The organism is Rugosimonospora africana (assembly GCF_016862975.1).
Classification (GTDB): domain Bacteria; phylum Actinomycetota; class Actinomycetes; order Mycobacteriales; family Micromonosporaceae; genus Rugosimonospora; species Rugosimonospora africana.
This window is the reverse complement of sequence record NZ_BONZ01000078.1, coordinates 41,238-59,196: the sequence shown is the minus strand read 5'-3', so window position 1 is coordinate 59,196 and position 17,959 is coordinate 41,238. Positions and strand designations below refer to the sequence as shown.

General features: G+C 69.0%; 10 protein-coding genes. 6 read left to right on the top strand and 4 right to left on the bottom strand.

Annotation, left to right across the window (positions count from 1 at the left end; translation table 11 throughout):
- The 3 genes from Raf01_RS50695 to Raf01_RS36960 all read right to left on the bottom strand — a co-directional run.
- Positions 1 to 1,987 (bottom strand): fibronectin type III domain-containing protein (locus Raf01_RS50695; RefSeq protein ID WP_203922764.1); only part of this gene is annotated, 1,987 nt, incomplete at its 3' end.
- Positions 1,988 to 2,063: 76 nt separating this feature from the next.
- The gene (locus Raf01_RS36965) at positions 2,064 to 2,834 is read right to left on the bottom strand and encodes a DeoR/GlpR family DNA-binding transcription regulator (RefSeq protein WP_203922763.1); all 771 of its coding nucleotides are present in this window, start codon (positions 2,832 to 2,834) and stop codon (positions 2,064 to 2,066) included.
- A 71-nt stretch (positions 2,835 to 2,905) separates the two neighbouring features.
- The gene (locus tag Raf01_RS36960; RefSeq protein ID WP_203922762.1) at positions 2,906 to 4,324 is read right to left on the bottom strand and encodes a DUF4832 domain-containing protein; all 1,419 of its coding nucleotides are present in this window, start codon (positions 4,322 to 4,324) and stop codon (positions 2,906 to 2,908) included.
- A gap of 207 nt (positions 4,325 to 4,531) precedes the next feature.
- On the opposite strand from Raf01_RS36960, the gene Raf01_RS36955 reads away from it, so the two are divergent.
- The 5 genes from Raf01_RS36955 to Raf01_RS36935 all read left to right on the top strand — a co-directional run bounded on the left by Raf01_RS36955 (position 4,532) and on the right by Raf01_RS36935 (position 10,589).
- On the top strand, positions 4,532 to 5,470 hold the full coding sequence (locus tag Raf01_RS36955) for a carbohydrate ABC transporter permease (RefSeq protein WP_239134267.1): 939 nt from the start codon (positions 4,532 to 4,534) through the stop codon (positions 5,468 to 5,470).
- A 12-nt stretch (positions 5,471 to 5,482) separates the two neighbouring features.
- Positions 5,483 to 6,367, top strand: coding sequence for a carbohydrate ABC transporter permease (locus Raf01_RS36950; protein WP_203922761.1), 885 nt, complete (start codon positions 5,483 to 5,485; stop codon positions 6,365 to 6,367).
- A gap of 28 nt (positions 6,368 to 6,395) precedes the next feature.
- A complete protein-coding gene (locus Raf01_RS36945; RefSeq protein WP_203922760.1) occupies positions 6,396 to 7,736 on the top strand; it encodes an ABC transporter substrate-binding protein in 1,341 nt (446 codons plus the stop codon).
- A 71-nt stretch (positions 7,737 to 7,807) separates the two neighbouring features.
- The gene (locus Raf01_RS36940) at positions 7,808 to 9,307 is read left to right on the top strand and encodes a glycoside hydrolase family 36 protein (RefSeq protein ID WP_203922759.1); all 1,500 of its coding nucleotides are present in this window, start codon (positions 7,808 to 7,810) and stop codon (positions 9,305 to 9,307) included.
- A 112-nt stretch (positions 9,308 to 9,419) separates the two neighbouring features.
- A complete protein-coding gene (locus Raf01_RS36935; RefSeq protein WP_203922758.1) occupies positions 9,420 to 10,589 on the top strand; it encodes an ROK family transcriptional regulator in 1,170 nt (389 codons plus the stop codon).
- A 14-nt stretch (positions 10,590 to 10,603) separates the two neighbouring features.
- Here Raf01_RS36935 and Raf01_RS36930 read toward each other — a convergent pair whose 3' ends face one another.
- On the bottom strand, positions 10,604 to 11,470 hold the full coding sequence (locus Raf01_RS36930; protein ID WP_203922757.1) for a hypothetical protein: 867 nt from the start codon (positions 11,468 to 11,470) through the stop codon (positions 10,604 to 10,606).
- Positions 11,471 to 11,768: 298 nt separating this feature from the next.
- Between Raf01_RS36930 and Raf01_RS36925 the strand changes: the two genes are divergently transcribed.
- Complete coding sequence (locus Raf01_RS36925; RefSeq protein WP_203922756.1) at positions 11,769 to 17,870, top strand: RHS repeat-associated core domain-containing protein; 6,102 nt, start codon at positions 11,769 to 11,771, stop codon at positions 17,868 to 17,870.
- The last annotated feature ends 89 nt before the right edge of the window (positions 17,871 to 17,959 follow it).

Genomic DNA, 17,959 nt, shown 5'->3' with positions numbered 1-17,959 from the left:
TGCCGAGGTACCCGACTTTGGCGCCGCCGGAGCATCCGGTGCAGGACGCCACGACCGCGCCGCCGGCCAGGGTGTTACCGGTCGCCTCAGCCTCGTAGCTGCCCGGTTGGCTAGCCGCGCCGGTGGTGACGGTCACCGGCGAGGATGCGGTGGACAGGTTGCCGGCGGCGTCCCGGGCCCGGACGGTGTAGCTGTACTGGGTGGACGGAGTCAGGCCGGTGTCGGTGTAGGAGGTGCCGGTCGGTGAGCCGACCTGGGTGGTGCCGCGGTAGACCTGGTACCCGGTGACGCCGAGGTTGTCGGTGGCCGCGTTCCAGGACAGCGCGATGGTCGTGGCGGTGTGCGACGGCGACGTCAGCCCGGTCGGTGCGCTCGGAGGCGAGGTGTCGCCGCCACCGCCGCCGGAGCCGACGGTCACCGCACCGAGACCGAGCCACCCGTCCGTGTTCTGCGTGGCGTTGGCGAACCGCAGCTTCTTTGCGTTGGCGGACGCTGCTTCGAGTGGGTTCTTGACCCGAAGCACCCACTGGTAGCCGCCGGAGGCGACACCGGACAGGTCCACAGTAGACTGGAAGTACTGCGGGTACCCGTAGTCGAGGTAGGTCGGGTCGGAACCGACGCCCCAGTTCGGGAAGGCCCGGATCTTCAACGGCATGACGGTGCGCAGATCCCAGGGCGTGTCCCAGGTTTTCACGACGGTGCCGCTGCCGTTCTTGAGTCCGAGGGTGACCGTCCACGGGTAGTAGAACGGGGCGACGCCGTCGTTGCTGAGCTGGACGCCGACGGTGGTGCTGCCGCTGGCCGTGTTCTTGAAGTACGCGTTGGTGGCGGTCAGGTCGTAGCCCATCAGCCGGACCGCGGCGGCGACGTTCGGGTCGGTCGCGGAGTAGCTCTGGCTGGTCTCGTTGAGCTTCCAGGTGGTGTGCTCCAGTTCGATGCACGCCTTCAGGTTGTCGACCTGGCCCGAGCCGCCCGGCCAGAACGAGAAGGCCGAGGACTGGATTTCCGGCCGGAGTTCGCCGCCCATCGAGTCCGTGATCCACTTGTTCTCGGTGCCCGCGTTCAGGTCCCGTTGCAGTTGGGCGTAGTCGGCGCCGCCGAGGGACTGGGGCAGGGTGACCCCGGCCAGCGGGCTGCCCTCCCGGTAGCAGAAGGAGTCGTCGTGGTAGCCGATGTCGAGGTTGCTCGCGGCGCCGCCGGCCGCGTCGGGGTAGCGGACCTCCAGCTTGGTGTGGTGAAAGGCGTTCGCGTAGTCGTTGATGACCCTGGCCGCGTCGGCGTCGGTGGGCATGAGGTTGGGGTAGCCGTCGGCGGTATCGGTGTCGAACGGCCAGGTGTGCCACTCACCCCACAGCCCGATGAGACCGAGGTGGATGAAGCCGATGCGGGGATCGCCGTCATAGCGGGCGCCGAACGCGGAGATGAAGCCGTCCAGCGCGGACAGCAGGTACGGGCTGTCGTAGTCGGGGCTGATCGTGCCCCAGTACGTGTTGTTGCGGTAGGTGACGTGCCCGTCGAAGCAGTGCGGGATCGCGTTGCCCGGGTGGCTGCCGGTGCCGCCCGGGTACTCCAGGTAGAAGCGGATCGCCGCCTGGTTGCCGTACGAGGCGACCTCGTTGAGCATGTTGTCCACTATGGACCAGTTGTAGCTCGCGCAGTTGCTGGGGTTGGTCATCACCTCGGACAGGCCGAAGTAGCTCCACATGATGGAGTGCGGGTAGCCGCCGTTCTCGTCGCTGCCGGGCCAGTAGTAGCGGGCGAAGCCCTTGAGCGGGTTGTCCAGTGGCCCGGGGGCGTAGGACAGCGGATGGGCCTGCAGCGTCGGGTCGGGACTGGCCGGTGGCGCGGGCCGGGCCGGGACCCCGTGCGGTACGGGGGCGAAGGCGCCCGCCGGTGCCGCGCTCACCAGCGCGGCGACGCTGCCGAGCAGTGCGGTGCACAGGGTTGCCAAGCCGACGCGTAGGCGTCGTCGGGCAGGGATGCGCATGTCGTTACCTCCAACGGGGTGGGGTTGGGTCGGTGTGCGCGGCCACGGGTGCGGTGGCCTGGTGCTCTGCCTCGGTTCAGGGGATCGGAGATGGATCGGCGAGCAGGAGCTGGCCGCCCGTCGCGGCGACGGCGGTGCGGGCCTGCGCGGGCAGCCCGGTGTCGCTGATGACGAGTTCGGCCTGGTGCAGTCTGGCGACGGTACGGATTCCGGCCCTGCCCCAGGCGGTGTGGTCGGCCAGCACCACGAGCCGGCGGGCGGAGCCGACCAGAACCTGGTTGATGTCGGCTTCGAGCAGGTCGGCGGTCGTGAAGCCGGCCGTCGGGTGCATGCCGTACGCGTCCAGGTACAGCGTCTCGATGTGCACCGACTCCGCGGCGGCGCGGGCCAGCGAGCCGACCTGTGCGCCGCGCCTGCTCGCCTGACCACCGAGCAACAGCAGGTCCGGCGGTGCGGCGGTGCGGCTGGCGGCCGTGGCGGCGGGCAGGGAGTTGGTGATGACGGTGAGCCCGCCGACCGCGGCCACCAGGGCGGCCAGCGCCGTCGCTGTGGCACCGGCGGACAGGGCGATGGTGGTGTCCGGCCGCACCGTTGCCGCGGCCAGCCGGGCGATCGCCTGGCGGGTGCCGCCCTGCCGGTCGTGCCGGGCGAGTGCCGCGGCGGTCGCCCCGGCACGGACCGCGCCGCCGTGAACGCGATGCAGCAGGCCGCTTCCGTGCAGGGCGACGAGGTCGCGGCGGATCGTCACGTCGGATACCCCGAACTCCTCGGCGAGTTCGGACGCGGTGACCGCGCCGCGGCGGTTCAGCAGGGTGAGGATCGCGTGGTGCCGTTGGCGAGTGAGCATGCCACGCTCCGGTCGGGGTGGGTGTGGCGGCGGCCGCCGGTGACCGGCCGCCGCCACGGGCGGGTTGCCGGTCAGGACACGACGGTGGGTCCGAGGGTCAGCCAGCCGGTCAGGGTGCGGTCCTGGCCGGCGTTGGCGAAGCGCAGCGGTACCCCGCCGGGTAGCGGGTTGGCGGCGCGCAGCACGAGGGTGTACCGGCCGGGCCGGAGCCCGCCGGCGTTCAGCGTGGTGGTCCATTCCCGGGGCGCTCCGGGGGTAACCGTGGTCAGTCGCCAGGGTGCGGTCCACGTCTTGGCGACGTGGCCGTGCCGGTCGACCGCGGCGAGCTGCACCGGCCAGTCGTAGGAGAAGGGGGCGACGCCGGTGTTGTCGATCCGCAGGCCGACGGTCAGTCGATGGCGCGAGGTGACCAGCGGTGCCCGGACCGCGTCGATCCGCAGCCGGTACCCGAGGGACTGCGCCGCGGCCAGCGCGGCGGCGTACGTGGCGGCGGGGTAGCCGGGTTCGAAGGCGTACTGGTTGAGCAGCCAGGAGGCGTGGGTCGCGGCGACGCTGCCGGGGAAGTCGTTGTCCGCGCCGTCCTCGATGACCGGGCAGTCGGCCGGACTGTCGAAGATGCACGGCTGGATCTCGGGGCGCAGCTCCCCACCGACGGGTTCGGTGCGCCACTTCTCGGTGGTGCCGGCCTGCTCCATCTTGTCCATGAAGTGCCAGCCGATGCCGGGCAGAGTCTCCACCGCGAACGAGTCGTCGTGGTAGCCCAGGTTCAGGTCGGCGTTGTCGGTGCTGGGGTAGCGCACCTGCAACCGGGTGCGGTCGAAGGCGGCGTCGTAGTCCCGCATGATGCGCGACTGCTCGGTCTGCGAGGCGAACCAGTTCTGCGGTTGGGTGGAACCGTCGTAGGGGTAGGTGTGCCACTCGCCCCAGAAGCCGAGCAGGCCCAGTTGCAGGAACCCGATGCGCGGGTCGCCGTCGTAGCGGGCGCCGAGTGCGGCGATGAACCGGTCCAGCGCGGTGTCCAGGCGGGGATCGTCGTAGTCCGGTGACACGCTGATGCCGTTGTTGCCGTAGTCCGGGTAGCTGTGCGTCGCCAGGCCGGCGTCCAGCAGGTAGCGCGGGATGCCGCTGGGCTTTCCGGGGTAGTCGAGGTAGAAGCGCAACGCCGACTGGTGGCCGCGGGCGGCGATCGTGTCGAGCTGCCGATCCAGCGCCGACCAGTCGTAGCGGTCGGGGCCGGTCACGACCGCGTTCAGCGGGAGGTAGAACCACTCCATCGCGTACGGGAAGGTGCCGTAGCTGCCGGCGTACGGGATGAAGCCCTCCAGCGGGTTGCTGACCGGGGCGGGGCCGGCGGGCAGCGTTCTCCATGAGGTGGCGACGTCGGCGGATGCCGGTGCGGCCGGCGCCATGGCCAGCGCGGCGGCCAGGCATGTCGCGGCCAGGCACGCGGCGAGTGCGCCGGCGCCGCGCCATCGGACGGATCGGGCCATCAGTTGACCTCCGGGACGGGTGTGTGCGGGTCGGGGCCCCCGTGCGGCGGAGCGATGTTGCCAGCTTGATACGAAGAGCTGTTGACAAACTTTCGAAGGTCTACATCATTAAGCCATGGAGCGGCGGTTGGCAAGAGGCCACGCTCCGTAGCGGACGACCAGGTTCGAGGCACCGGGACGGGAGTGTCTGATGATGGGGTTCAACTCGTGACCGCGGCGGTGTCCCGCCGGGCCTCGCCCCGCGAGGAGGCCGTGACCGGGCCGGCGGAGCGACGGCGTCGCCCGCGCGATGACCGCCGGGTGGCGTGGTTGTTCCTGGCCCCGGTGCTGGTCGGGTTCGCGGTCTTCTACGGGTACCCGACGGTGCGCGGCGTGTGGTTCTCGCTGACCGACTACAGCCTGCTGAACACCCCGTCGTTCGTCGGCGCGGACAACTACAGCGAGCTTGTCGGCGACCCTCAGTTCTGGAACTCGCTGAAGGTCACCGCCCTCTACGTGGTGGTGAACATCGGCTCGCAGCTGCTCCTCGGGCTCGGGTTGGCCGCGTTGATGCACCGGCTGACCCGCTCGGTGGTGCTGCGGGCGACGCTGCTGGTGCCGTGGCTGGTCCCCAACGTCACCGTGGGCCTGCTGTGGGCCTGGCTGCTGGACGCCAACCTCGGCTTCGTCAACCACCTGCTGCACGCGCTCGGTTCGGGCGGCGTCTCGTTCTACTCGCCGGGGTGGGCGATGCCGTCGGTCGCACTCGTCAACACGTGGGCCTACACCGGTTACACCGCACTGCTCCTGTACGCCGGCATGCTGCAGATCCCGCAGCACCTGTACGAGAGCGCCGCGCTGGACGGGGCGGGGGAGCTACGGATGTTCCGGCGCGTCACGCTGCCGCTGCTGCGGCCGATCCTGGCTCTGGTGCTCGTGGTTTCCCTGATCGGATCGTTCCAGATCTTCGACACCGTGGCGGTGGTGTACCAGGGCAAGCCGACGCCCGAGACCCGGGTCATCTACTTCTACATCTACCAGCAGGCGTTCACGTACTTCCACATGGGCTACGCGGCCGCGGTCGCGATGGTCCTGGTGGTCATCCTCGGAGTGCTGACCGCGGTGCAGCTGTGGCTGCTGCGGGCCTCCCGCTCGGACCTGGCCTGAGGAGGCGACACCATGCGTGGCAACAGATTCGCGCCCGGCCGGTTGGTGGCCTGGTTCGTGCTCGGTGTGGCGGTGCTCATCACCGTCTTCCCGTTCTACTGGATGATCCGCACCGCGGTGACTCCGTCGGCGGACCTGTTCACCGACGCCGGGTCGCTGTGGCCGCACCACCCGACGCTCATCAACTTCGCGCGGGTCGTGGGGCTGGTCGACGCCGAACGGGCCCGCGCGGCCGGTGGATCCGGCGCGCACATCAACTTCCTGTGGTACACCCTCAATTCGATCATCTACAGTGGACTGATCGCGGTCGTGCAGACGTTCTGCTGCGCCATGGCCGGGTACGCCTTCGCTCGGCTCCGCTTTCCCGGTCGCAACGCGGTGTTCGCGGTGATGGTCGCCGCGCTGATGGTGCCGCCGATCTTCACTCTGCTTCCCAACTTCAGCCTCGTCAAAGACCTCGGGCTCATCAACACCTTCGCCGGGATGGTCGCGCCCAGTCTGCTGATGACGCCGTTTGCCGTGTTCTTCTTGCGGCAGTTTTTCCTGTCGATTCCGCGCGACGTGGAAGAGGCTGCCCTGCTGGACGGGGCGGGCCGGTGGGGCATCTTCTTCCGCATCGTGATCCCGATGAGCCGCGGTCCGCTCATCACCATCGCCCTGACCACCACCGTCTGGGCGTGGAAGGACTTCCTGTGGCCGCTGCTGGTCGGCCGGGAGGAGCAGACCCGGGTGCTCACCGTGGCCTTGGGGGTCTTCCTGCAACAGTCGCCGAACACCCAGCCGGACTGGACCGGGCTGATGGCCGGCTCCGTCCTGTCCGTCGTGCCCGTGCTCATCCTGTTGATTTTCCTAGGGAAACGCCTCGTCCAATCGCTCAACTTCACCGGAATCAAGTAATCCACACCCGCAACGAGAGGCACCAGTCATGGACAAGAGACTGCGAGCCGGTAGCGCCGCGCTCGCACTCGCGCTCGCGGCAACGCTCGGGGCCTGCGGCAACGGCTCCGACGCCGGCAGTGGCGGCAGCGTCACCCTCAACTACTGGCTCTGGGACGACGCCCAGAGCGCCTCGTACCAGTCCTGTGCGGACGCGTTCCACAAGGCAAACCCCAACATCACCGTCAAGATCACGCAGACCGCCTGGGCACAGTACTGGCAGAACCTGACCACCCAGCTGGCCTCCGGCAGCGCCCCGGACGTGTGGACCGACCACGCCTCCTACTACGCGCAGTTCGTCACCAGCAACCAGATCCTCGACATCCAACCCTACGTCGAGAAGGACAAGGTCGACCTGTCGCAGTACCAGGCGGGGTTGGCCGACCTGTTCACCAAGGACGGCAAGCGGTACGGCCTGCCGAAGGACTGGGACACCATGGCCGTCGTGTACAACACCGCCCTGCTGCCGAAGGGCGCCCCCGACCTGACCAGCCTCACCTGGAACCCGGACGACGGCGGTACCTTCCAGAAGCTCATCGCGATGTCCACTGTGGACGCGAGCGGGCACAACGGCCTGGACCCGGCGTTCGACAAGAACCACGTCAAGGTCTATGGGTTCCTGCCCGAATGGGCCGACGGATCACAGGGCCAGAACGGCTGGGGCGACCTCGCCGCGAGCGCCGGATTCACCTTCCTGGACAAGAACCCGTGGGGCACGCACTACAACTACGACGACCCGAAACTCGCGGCGACCATCAACTGGTACCGGCAGCTCATCGACAAGGGCTACGCGCCGAAGTTCGACAAGCAGTCCACCCTCGGCCGGGACGCGGTGATGGATGCCGGCCAGGGTGCCATCACCATCACCGGTTCCTGGACCATCAACTCCTACCTGTCGCCGACGGCGAAACAGAAGTACGCGTTCGCCCCGCTGCCCACCGGCCCGACCGGACGCAAGACCGCCATCAACGGCCTGTCCGACGCGATCTACGCCGGTACCAAGCACAAAGACGAAGCCTGGAAGTGGGTCAAGTTCCTCGGCTCCGCCGACTGCCAGGACCTCGTCGCGGCCAACGCCGTGGTGTTCCCCGCCATCAAGGCCGACAGCGAGAAGGCACTGGCCGCGCACCAGGCCAAGGGGCAGGACGTGCACGTCTTCACCGACGAGGCCGGGGCGGCCGGCGGAACCTTCTTCCTGCCGATCACCGATCACGGCAACGAGGTCAGCCAGACGGTCCAGGACGCCATCCAGTCCGTGATTCTCGGGCAGGCCGATGCGGCGTCCGCGTTGAAGAAGGCCAACACCACCGTCAACGCCCTGTTCAAGTAACCCCTCACCTCGGCGGCGGGGCGTTCGGAACGCGGGCGCCCCGCCGCTTCCTCGCTTCGTTAAGGAGAACCATGGCCGTGCTCGTCGAACTGGCCGGACACAGCTTCGCCGTACAGCTGTCCGGCACCGGCACACCCGAGCCCGTCGCGGGTGGGCTGCTGCTTCCCGCCGGCCGCGTCGCCGTGCTTCACGGACTGGGCGACGCCGAGTTCTACCGGCACGGTCACAACTCGTGGAGCCCCTGCGGATGGCGCCGGCTGTCCGAGCCGCCACTGCGCATCGCCGACCCCCGCCGCCGGCTCACCGCCGACGACACAGTCTGGGACGACCCGCACCGCCACCACTCCTCGGCGCTCGCCGCCCTGCGCACCTCCGACGGCCGGGTGCTGTTGCTGGGCGCGCTTGGGCTGGACGTACCGCGGCTGGCTGCCGACCATGACACCCTCTCCGGCTGGTACGAGCGGGACGACGCGCCCTGGTTTCTCGCCTACGGCGACGAGGACGACGTGTTCGCCGCCTACACCACGCAGTTGGCCGACCGGCTCGGCGCCCGGAACCGGAAGGCCGGCAACGTGTGGTGCAGTTGGTACGCCTACTACGAGACCGTCAACGAGACCCAACTCGCGAAGGACATCTCCGCTCTGGGCAGCCTGCCGTTCGACGTGGTGCAGATCGACGACGGCTGGGAGACCTGTGTCGGCGACTGGTGGCCCAACGAGAAGTTCCCCGCGGGCATGCGCGCGCTGGCCGACCGGATCCGGGACGTCGGACTGGTTCCTGGACTGTGGCTCGCCCCGTTCATCGCCCTGCCGAACTCCGAACTGGCCACCCGTCGCCCCGAACTGCTCTTGCGCGACACGCGCGGCGAACCCGTCGTTACCGGGTACAACTGGGACACCGGGTACTACGCGCTGGACCTTACCCGCGCCGACACCCGCGACCACCTCGCCGAGCTGATCGACCGGGTCGTGCACCAGTGGGGCTTCCGGTACCTCAAGATCGACTTTGTCAATGCCGCCATCGCGCCGGCGCGGCGGCCCGCCGGGACCGGCCGCGAACAGGTCTACCGCGACGCCCTCGCGCTGGTCCGCGAGGTAGCCGGCGATGACGTGTACCTGCTGGGCAGCGGCGCCCCGCTGCTGCCCTCCCTCGGCCTGCTCGACGGCATCCGCAGCGGACCCGACGTGGCACCCATCTGGCAGAACTACGCCAGCGACGACCCGTCCGACGCGATGGCGCGCAACGCCGTCGTCAACGCGGTGCACCGGCTCTGGCAGGCTCCCCTGATCGAGGTCGATCCGGACATCATCTACTTCCGCAGCCGGCTCAACCTGCTCACCGACCAGCAGACCGGATGGCTGCGCGACCTCGCCGACATCTGTGGCTTCCGCGCCGTCTCCGACCCGCCCGGCTGGCTGACCCCGGACGAGTCGGACACCATGACCCGGTACCTCTCCCGCCGCCCGCAGGTGCGACGGCTGGACCGGTACCGGTTCAGCCTGGACGGCAGGGAGGTCGACTTCGGCCCGGTGATCGCCCCTGACCAGGGCCAGCGGTACCCGATCTCCTGACCGCGCCGCCCCTCGACTCGGCGGGATCGACAGGACAGGGCTTAGACTTCAGCAAGACCGTAGCGAAACTCTCGTGGGGGTGACGGATGACTGGGGCGTTTGAGGTGGCCGCTTGACCGGCCCGATCACGACCGGGACCGACCTGGCCCGGCTGCGCGAACTCAACTCGCTCAGCGTGGTTCGGGCGCTTCGCGGCAACCCACCCTCCACCGTCACCGAACTGGCCAGCCGCACCGGCCTGTCCCGCCCGTCCGTCGACCTCATCACGCAGATCCTCGTCAGCGAGGGTTGGGCCACCGTCATCGAGCCCACCGGCAGCAGCGTCGTCGGGCGGCCCGCCCGGCGGTACCAGTTCAACGCCGCCGCGGGTTACGTCATCGGCGTCGACGTCGGCGTCCACAAGATCCTCGGGCTGGTCGCCGACCTCGACGGCACCGTCGTGCACACCGTCCGCCGCCAGGTCGCCCCCGACGCCGATCCCCAGGTCCGCCTGGCCGCACTCGACCGCGCCATTGCCGACTGCTTCACCAAGACCAAGCTCGCCCCCGACGACCTGTGGGCGCTCACCGTGGGCGTCACCGGCCCGGTGGACGCCACCGGGCGCACCACGCTGTTCACCCCGCTGCCCGGATGGTCCGCGGTGGATCCCGTGGCGTACCTGACCGCCCGGTACCCCTGCCCGGTCTATGTGGAGAACGACTGCAAGCTCGCCGCGGTCGCCGAGCGCTGGCACGGCGTCGCGCAAGATGCCGACGACATCGTGTACGTGCTCGCCGGCATGCGCACCGGTGCCGGCCTCATCCTCGACGGCACCCTGCGCCGCGGTTACGGCGGAGCGGCCGGAGAGATCGGCGCGCTGCGCGCCGTGCGCTGGCTCACCGCCCCGTCCCACCTGGAAAACTGCCCCGGCGCACCCGAGACGATCAGCCCCGACGACAAGGCCGCCTGGGTCTTCACCACGGCCCGTGCCGGCAACGCGGACGCCCAGACCGCCGTGCGCCGCTACGTCCGCGACCTCGCTGTCGGCGCGGCCGCTCTGGTACTCGCACTCGACCCACAGGTCGTCGTCCTCGGTGGCGGCTTCTCCCGCTCCGCCGACCTCATTCTCGAACCCCTGCACCGCGAGCTGCAACGACTGTGCCTGCGGGTACCCGAAATCCGTGCGTCCACCCTCGGCGATGAGTCCGTCGCCCTCGGCGCGCTACGACTCAGCCTCGACGAGGCCGACCAACGCATGCTGTCCACCGGACTGTCCGCCCTCAGCGCCGCACGCCGGAGTTGACCGGCGCGACGGACCTACTCCTCGCGCGCTGGAACGGCGTCGCGGGAAGCGCGCAGGGCACCGATCGCGAGCAGCGCGGGCCCGGCGAGTGTCATGGCGGTGACCAATGCCTCAGACACCGCCAAGCCACTCGCGTTCGCCGGCATCCCCGCGACGGCGAAGACGGTGTCGCCATCACGGAAGCCGGAGAGCGTCCGCCACGCCGACCAACTGCCCGCCAAGTCGTCGAAGGCAACGGCCGCCGCTGCCGCCACCAGGAAGGCCCCGGCCGGAAGTAACCACACCCGACCCGCGCGCCCGCCGGCCAGTACCGCGATCCCCAACGCCACCAGAATGACGAGTAGCGCCGGCCATCCGACCCCCAGCAGGCCGAGCACCGGAGCGTCGCCGAGCCGGCTCCACACGTCCGCGCCGACCGCCGCGAGCAGCAGAAGCGAAAGGACCGCGGTCGCCATCGCCGGCTTCGCTGGATGCCGCCCGGGCAACGCGACCACAGCGACCGCGAAGCACAGCACACCGAGCAGCCGCCCCACCGCGAAAATCCGTTCCCCATCGATCGTCTGTCGCCATTGATCGAGCAAGGCGCCGTGTAGCTCGCTCGCGGGGAGGTACGCGAACCAGTCGACGCCGCCGCTCGTCTGCCCGGGGTACCAGAACAGCCTCACCGCGATGACCACGGCGAGCAGCCCGATGCCCGCGGCCAGCGCCCAGCGAACCCGCGTCCGTGCCGCGCGACCGGCCACCGTCACGTATCCGACCAGCACGGCCAGCGCGACCACACCGCACTGCGCGGACACCCGCCAGCCGGAGAACAGTGCCGCTATGACGGACAGCCCGCCCGCCACGGTGGACACCAGCAGCAGGACGCGATAAGGGCGCATAGCCGGAAATCGTGCCACAAGCCGCCGGCCTCGCCATCGAAGGCAGATGTGCGGCATGGAGCTTGGCAATGAACGTGGCAATGTCGAGCGGCTAGCGTGCTGAAACCCTTCGATATGTGTTTCCACGAATGGGGTTGCCCACGCCACCCGCGGGGTGACCCAACCGCCACTCACCCCCGGGAGTGTGTCCATGGTTCCATATCCCCGTGTCCCGCTGCGGCGGGTCACAAGATCGATGCCGCTTCTCGTGGTGGTCTGCGCTTCGATGGCGGCAGGCACGCTGGCAATCACGCCCGGTATGGCAGCGGCCAAGGCCACGCGCGGCCACACGGCGGCGTTGCCGGCGGCGGTGAGCCCGTCGGTGCCGGGCCGCGGCGCGCCGTCGGTGGCGGCGCGGAACGACCCGGACAAGCCGGGTCCGGCGATGGCCACGCCGAGCTACCCGGCGGCCGCGTCGATGACGCTGTCGGTGCCGGCCGGGGGCGGCAGCCCGGCGAAAGCGGGCTCGCTGCCGGTGACGGTGGCCGCGCCGGGCGGCAACGCGGCGGCGCCGGCAACGGTGAGCGTGCGCAACCTCGACCACGCCGCGGCCGCGAAGCTCGGCCCGGGCGTCGCGATGGCGCTGATACTGCGGCGGGCCGACGGGCAGCAGGCCGCCGGTCGGGTGCGGTTGACCGTGGACTACTCGCGGTTCGCCGAGGCGGCCGGTGCCAACTACGCACAACGACTGCGGTTGGTGGCACTGCCGGCGAGCTGCGCGACCGCACCGGACACGCCGGCCTGTGCGCACGGCACCCCGGTCGAGGCGGACAACAACGCGACCAGCCGTACGTTGACGGCGACGGTACCGGTGTCCGGCAGCGACGGGATGGTCGCGCTGGACTCGGGGCCATCGAGCCCCGCGGGGGACTACCGGGCGACGGACCTGAGCGTGGCGCAGACGTGGCAGGCGGGCGACTCGGGCGGCAGCTTCGCCTACTCGTACCCGATCGACCTTCCCAAGCCCCCGTACGGTGAGCCGCCGGACCTGTCGTTGGACTACGACTCCGGCAGCGTGGACGGCCGCACCTCGAAGCACAACGGCCAGGCGTCCTGGATCGGGCAGGGCTGGGACATCAACGTGCCCTACATCGAACGGCAGTACAAGCCGTGTGCCGACGACGGGCAGCCGTCGACGTGGGGCGACCTGTGCTGGTCGTCGCCGTACTCGGGGCATCCGGACGCCGCGTCGTACGTGATCTCGATCGGTGGCCGTACCAGCGAGCTGATCCTGGCTGCCGACGGCAGCTACCGGATGAAGGACGACCAGTCGTACCGGATCGAGCACCACACCGGTGGCCCGAACGGGGACAACGACGGCGAGTTCTGGGAAGTGTCCACACTGGACGGTACCCAGTACTTCTTCGGGTACGGGCAGGATCAGCGGCGCTCGACGGCGACGCCGACGAACTCCAACTGGACCGTGCCGGTGGTGTCCGACGATTCCGGGGAGCCGTGTCACCAGGACAACCTGGCGTCGTGCCAGCAGACGTACCGGTGGAACGTGGACGAGGTGCACAGCCCGAACGAGACGTACCAGGTGTACTTCTACAACACGGAGACGAACAGCTACAAGCGCGCCTCGTCGGGCAACATCCTGAACTATGTCCGGGGCGGTTACCTGGCGAAGATCGAGTACGGGAAGGTGTGGGCGGCCGATGCGCCGGCGCCGGCGTACGTGACGTTCCAGAACTACAACCGGTGCACCCAGCGCACGACGATCGACGATCCGGACACCACGCCGGAGCCGACCTGCCCGACGCAGGCGGACTCGCCGAAGTCCTACCCGGACGTGCCGACCGACCTGCTGTGCTCCACCTCCTGCTCGAAGCACTCGCCGACGTTCTTCATCAGCGACATGCTCGATTCGATCCACGCGTTCGTGCAGAACACCTCGGGTGGGTACGACGAGGTGACCAAGTGGCAGCTCAAGCACTCGTACCCGGCGACCGGTGACACGTCGAGCTCGTCGCTGTGGTTGGACTACGTGCGACGGATCGGATATACGGGCGGCACGCTCCGGGAGGGCGTGACATCGTTCGACGGCACGAACTACAACAACCGGGTCGACTACAACCTTCCGGCCGGCGTGCTGACCCTGCCGATGCGACGTCTCACCGCGATCCACAACGCGTTCGGCGGAGAGACCGACATCGTCTACGACCACCAGAACGCGTGTTTCACCGGCGGAGTCAAGGCATCGGGTTGGGACGCCTGGTACTCGAAGAAGGACGGGCACTGGGACACCAACACCGACGAGTGCTTCCCCCAGCTGTTCAAGCCGGAGGACGCCGACCCGGGGTGGGGGATCTTCCACAAGTACGTGGTGAAGTCGGTCAAGGAAATCGACAAGGTCGGTGGGCAGCCGGATCGGCTGACCACGTACGAGTACCTCGGCGGTGCGGCCTGGCACCACGATGACGAGATGCTGCTGCCCGACAAGGAACAGTCCTACGGAGACTGGCGCGGGTACGGCCAGGTGAAGGTGACCAAGGGCAGCGGAACCAACCCGGAGAAGACCGTCACCACCACCACCTACTACCGGGGCATGGACCAGAACGTCCACGTCGACGGGACCAACCCCGCGGTCTCGGTGACCGACTACGACAACAACCCCCATCCCGACTCGCACTTCCTGCAGGGCCTGACCTTGCAGCAGCAGCAGTACCGGCTCGACGCCGCCGGCAGCCCCACCGAAGTGTCCTCCGAGCGGTGGACCTACAACGATCCGGGGATCACGGCCAACGGGCCGGGGCTGCACAACGCGCACATGATCCGGCAGGCGTCGCACCTGACCCGGGACCGCCGCGACGACGGCTCGTGGCGGGTCAGCGAGACCGACTACACCTACGACAGTTACGGTCTGGTCTCCACCGAGATCGACAAGGGCGACAGCGCGGTGTCGACCGACGACGTCTGCACCACGACGACGTACGCTCGCGACACAGACGACTGGCGCTGGATGATGAACTACCCGGAGACGGTGGAGCAGCGCCAGAACTCCTGCACCGGCCCGGCCGTCTCGCGGACCGTCACGCTGTACGACGGTGCGACCTCCACCGGTGCCACGGTGAACAAGCCGGTCGACGGTAACCCCACCGAGGTGCGCGTCTACGCCAATGACACCACCTACGCCGCCACCGACAAGACCTACGACGACGAGGGTCGGGTACTCACCTCGACCGACGCGCTGCACCAGACGACAACGACCAGCTACAGCCCGGCCACCGGGTACCCGACGAACGGCGTCACCGTCACCAACCCGCTGGGACACAAGACGGTGACCTGGACCAGCCCCGCCCTCGGGCAGACCACCAAGGTCTCCGACCCCAACGGAAACGTGACCGAGACCGACTACGACGCCCTGGGCCGGGTGGTCAAGGTGTGGCGACCGACCGAGCCGCGCTCGGGCGGAACCCCGTCGTTCTCCTACAGTTACACCACCCCGGTCACCGGCATCGCCGCGCCGACCGGACCGACGGATGTCATCACTCAGCAACTGCAGTCGGGTACCGGGTCGAGCGCGGTGTGGCTGGTCGGCCACGCATACCAGGACGGGTTCGCCGAGCCGGTCGAGGTGCAGACTCCCTCGCCGCAGAACGGCGGGCGGCTGGTGACCGTGACCCGGTACGACAGCCGGGGGCTGACCGCACTGGTCTCCACTCCCTTCTACAACTCCGCCGCCGCGGGATCCGGCCTGCTGAATCCGGCCGAGACGGCGATCCCGCAGTACACCAAGACGACCTACGACGCGCTGGAGCAGAAGTCCGTCGAGGCCATCATGAACGCCGGTACCGAACTGTGGCGCACCACCACCACCGACCACGGCGACCACAGCGTGACCGTGCCGCCGGCCGGTGGGCAGGTCGTCACCTGGACCGACGTGTTCGACAAGACCATGAAGGTGGAGAACTACCTCGACGCCACCACCCACCAGGACTACACCTACGCCTACACGACCGACCACAAGCACCTGACCCGGATCACCGACCCCAACGGCAACGTCACCGCCTACACCTATGACTGGGCGGGGCACGCCCTCACCTCCACCGATCCCGACAACGGAACGACCACCAACACCTACGACCTCAACGGCAACCTCGTCACCACCACGGACGCCAAGAACCAGAAGATCTCCACGGGGTACGACGCGATGAACCGGGAGACGTCCACCTGGCTCGGTGACCTCAACACCGGCACCAAGCTGACCGAGCAGACCTACGACACCGTGCCGCACGGGCTCGGCCAGCCGGCCAGCTCCACCAGCTACTCCGGGAGCCAGGCGTACACCGTCGCGGTCACCGGGTACGACGGCCGGTACCGCATCACCAACCGCGAGTACCGGATCGCCGCCGGTGATGGATTCGCGCCCACGTACGACTTCTCCTACGGGTACGACGGGGCCGACCACAAGGTTTCCATCACCTATCCGCCGGCCGGCGGACTGCCCGGCGAGACGGTGACCCAGAAGTACACCTCGCTGGGTCTGCCCGACACCCTCATCGGCTCGGCGACCTACGTGGCCTCCACCACCTTCGGCGGCGACGGGAAGCTGGCCGGCAGGCAGTACAGTCCCACCGTCCAGCGCGTCTACACCTACCAGGCGTCGACCGAACGGCTGGCCACCATCCAGACCCTCGTCGGCGGCAACACCGTGCAGAACGACGAGTACGGCTACGACCAGACCGGAAGCGTCACCTCCGTCACCGACCACGTGGCGAGCCAGACCCAGTGCTTCGGCTACGACGGCCGACACCGGTTGACCAGTGCCTACACCAACGCCACCGGCTGCGGGCAGCCGGCCGACAACGCGGGGCCCGACCCGTACAACCTCACCTACGTCTACGACGGTGCCGGCAACATCACCAGCAGCACCCAGAACGGTGTCGCCACCACCTACACCTATCCCAGCCAGGGAAGCGCCGCCGTCCGACCGCACGCGGTAACCGCCGTGGGCAGCAAGACCTATGCGTACGACGCGAACGGCGAACTCGCCACGCGCACCGTGGCCGGCGTGACCTCGACGCTCACCTGGAACGTCGACAGTCAGCTCGCCAGCGTGGCCACCAGCGGGAAGACCACGTCGTTCGTCTACGACGCGGACGGCAACCGGCTCATCCGCCGCGACCCCGGCTCCACCACGCTGTTCCTCGAGAACACCGAACTGACCAGCGTCGGTGGTGCCACACCCACCGCCACCCGCTACTACGACACGGCCGACGGCACCACTGTCGGCGAACGCACCCCGGCCGGCCTGACCTGGCTGACCGCGGACGCCCAAGGCTCGGAAGACCTGGCCATCACCGCCGCGGGCACGGTCAGCCGGCAACGGTACCTGCCCTACGGGGCACCCCGCGGGGCCACCGGCCAGATCCCCGGCGACCACGGGTTCCTCGGCAAGGTGCAGGACGACTCGACCAACCTGGACCTGCTCGGCACGCGTTACTACGACCCCACGATCGGCAGATTCCTGTCGCCCGACCCCCTGGAAAACAACGACAAACCCGAGGCCGCCAACCCGTACGCCTACGCCAACGACAACCCCACCACGTTCACCGACCCCACCGGTCTCATGGTCCCCTGCGAGTCCGGGGCCGGCGGCTGCGGCACCACCGGTCACCCGGGCGGCTCGAAGCACTCCTCCGGAGGCGGTCACCACTCGAGCGGCGGCTCACATCGCTCGGGAAGCTCCTCGTCGGGTCGTGGCGCGTCGAGCTCGTGCTGGGGCTGGGAATGCACCAGCTCCCAGGGGCAACTGGTGCCGCTGGCGGTCGCCTACTTCTGTGGGGTCAAGGGCAGCTTCGCCCCGTACTACTGCAGCGGTACCGGCTCCCCGCCTCCGTTCGGCCTGGGGGACAAGCCGGAAGAGCAGAAGAACCAGTGGGGTTACCACTACGACTACCGCGAGTACATCGGCCCGGTTGCGCTGACAGGATCGCCGGAGAAGGCCATGGCCTACTTCCGGCAGCATCCGAAGGACATCTTCCCGTTCCCCATCACCGGATGCTCGGCTTTCGTCCAAGGGGCGAAGTGCACCCTCCACGCCGCGTACACCTGGGCTCACGGCGTCGGCGATGTGCGAATCGACCTGCCCGGGCCGACCAGCTTCAAGTTCACCGTGGTGTCCAACAACTACTTCGACTACCCGGGAGGGACCATCACCTTCAGCCTCAGCCAATCGCACGGCAGCCTGTACCTCTCGCAACACGCGGATGTGAAGCGAGGGACGTTCATCGGATGGGCCGGTGTCCACGCGCGGGTAGCCAAGGAGACCTGGACCCGACAAGCTGACAACCTCAGGCGCATCCTCACCGGCCAGCGGGCACCGATCTACCCGTACGGCGACGGGCAGCGGTACTGACCTCTCGCCACGACCCTGATCGCACCGGACGGGGAGGCGGGCGCCAGTCAGGCGCCCGCCTCCCCGCGTGAAAGGCGGCGGCGCTGATC

What these genes read in the sequence shown, in the direction of transcription:
- Raf01_RS36930 (WP_203922757.1), bottom strand. Translation starts at nt 11,470, where the DNA reads ATGCGCCCTTATCGCGTCCTGCTGCTGGTGTCCACCGTGGCGGGCGGG.
- Raf01_RS36960 (WP_203922762.1), bottom strand. Translation starts at nt 4,324, where the DNA reads ATGGCCCGATCCGTCCGATGGCGCGGCGCCGGCGCACTCGCCGCGTGC.
- Raf01_RS36945 (WP_203922760.1), top strand. Translation starts at nt 6,396, where the DNA reads ATGGACAAGAGACTGCGAGCCGGTAGCGCCGCGCTCGCACTCGCGCTC.
- Raf01_RS36940 (WP_203922759.1), top strand. Translation starts at nt 7,808, where the DNA reads ATGGCCGTGCTCGTCGAACTGGCCGGACACAGCTTCGCCGTACAGCTG.
- Raf01_RS36925 (WP_203922756.1), top strand. Translation starts at nt 11,769, where the DNA reads ATGGCAGCGGCCAAGGCCACGCGCGGCCACACGGCGGCGTTGCCGGCG.
- Raf01_RS36965 (WP_203922763.1), bottom strand. Translation starts at nt 2,834, where the DNA reads ATGCTCACTCGCCAACGGCACCACGCGATCCTCACCCTGCTGAACCGC.
- Raf01_RS36950 (WP_203922761.1), top strand. Translation starts at nt 5,483, where the DNA reads ATGCGTGGCAACAGATTCGCGCCCGGCCGGTTGGTGGCCTGGTTCGTG.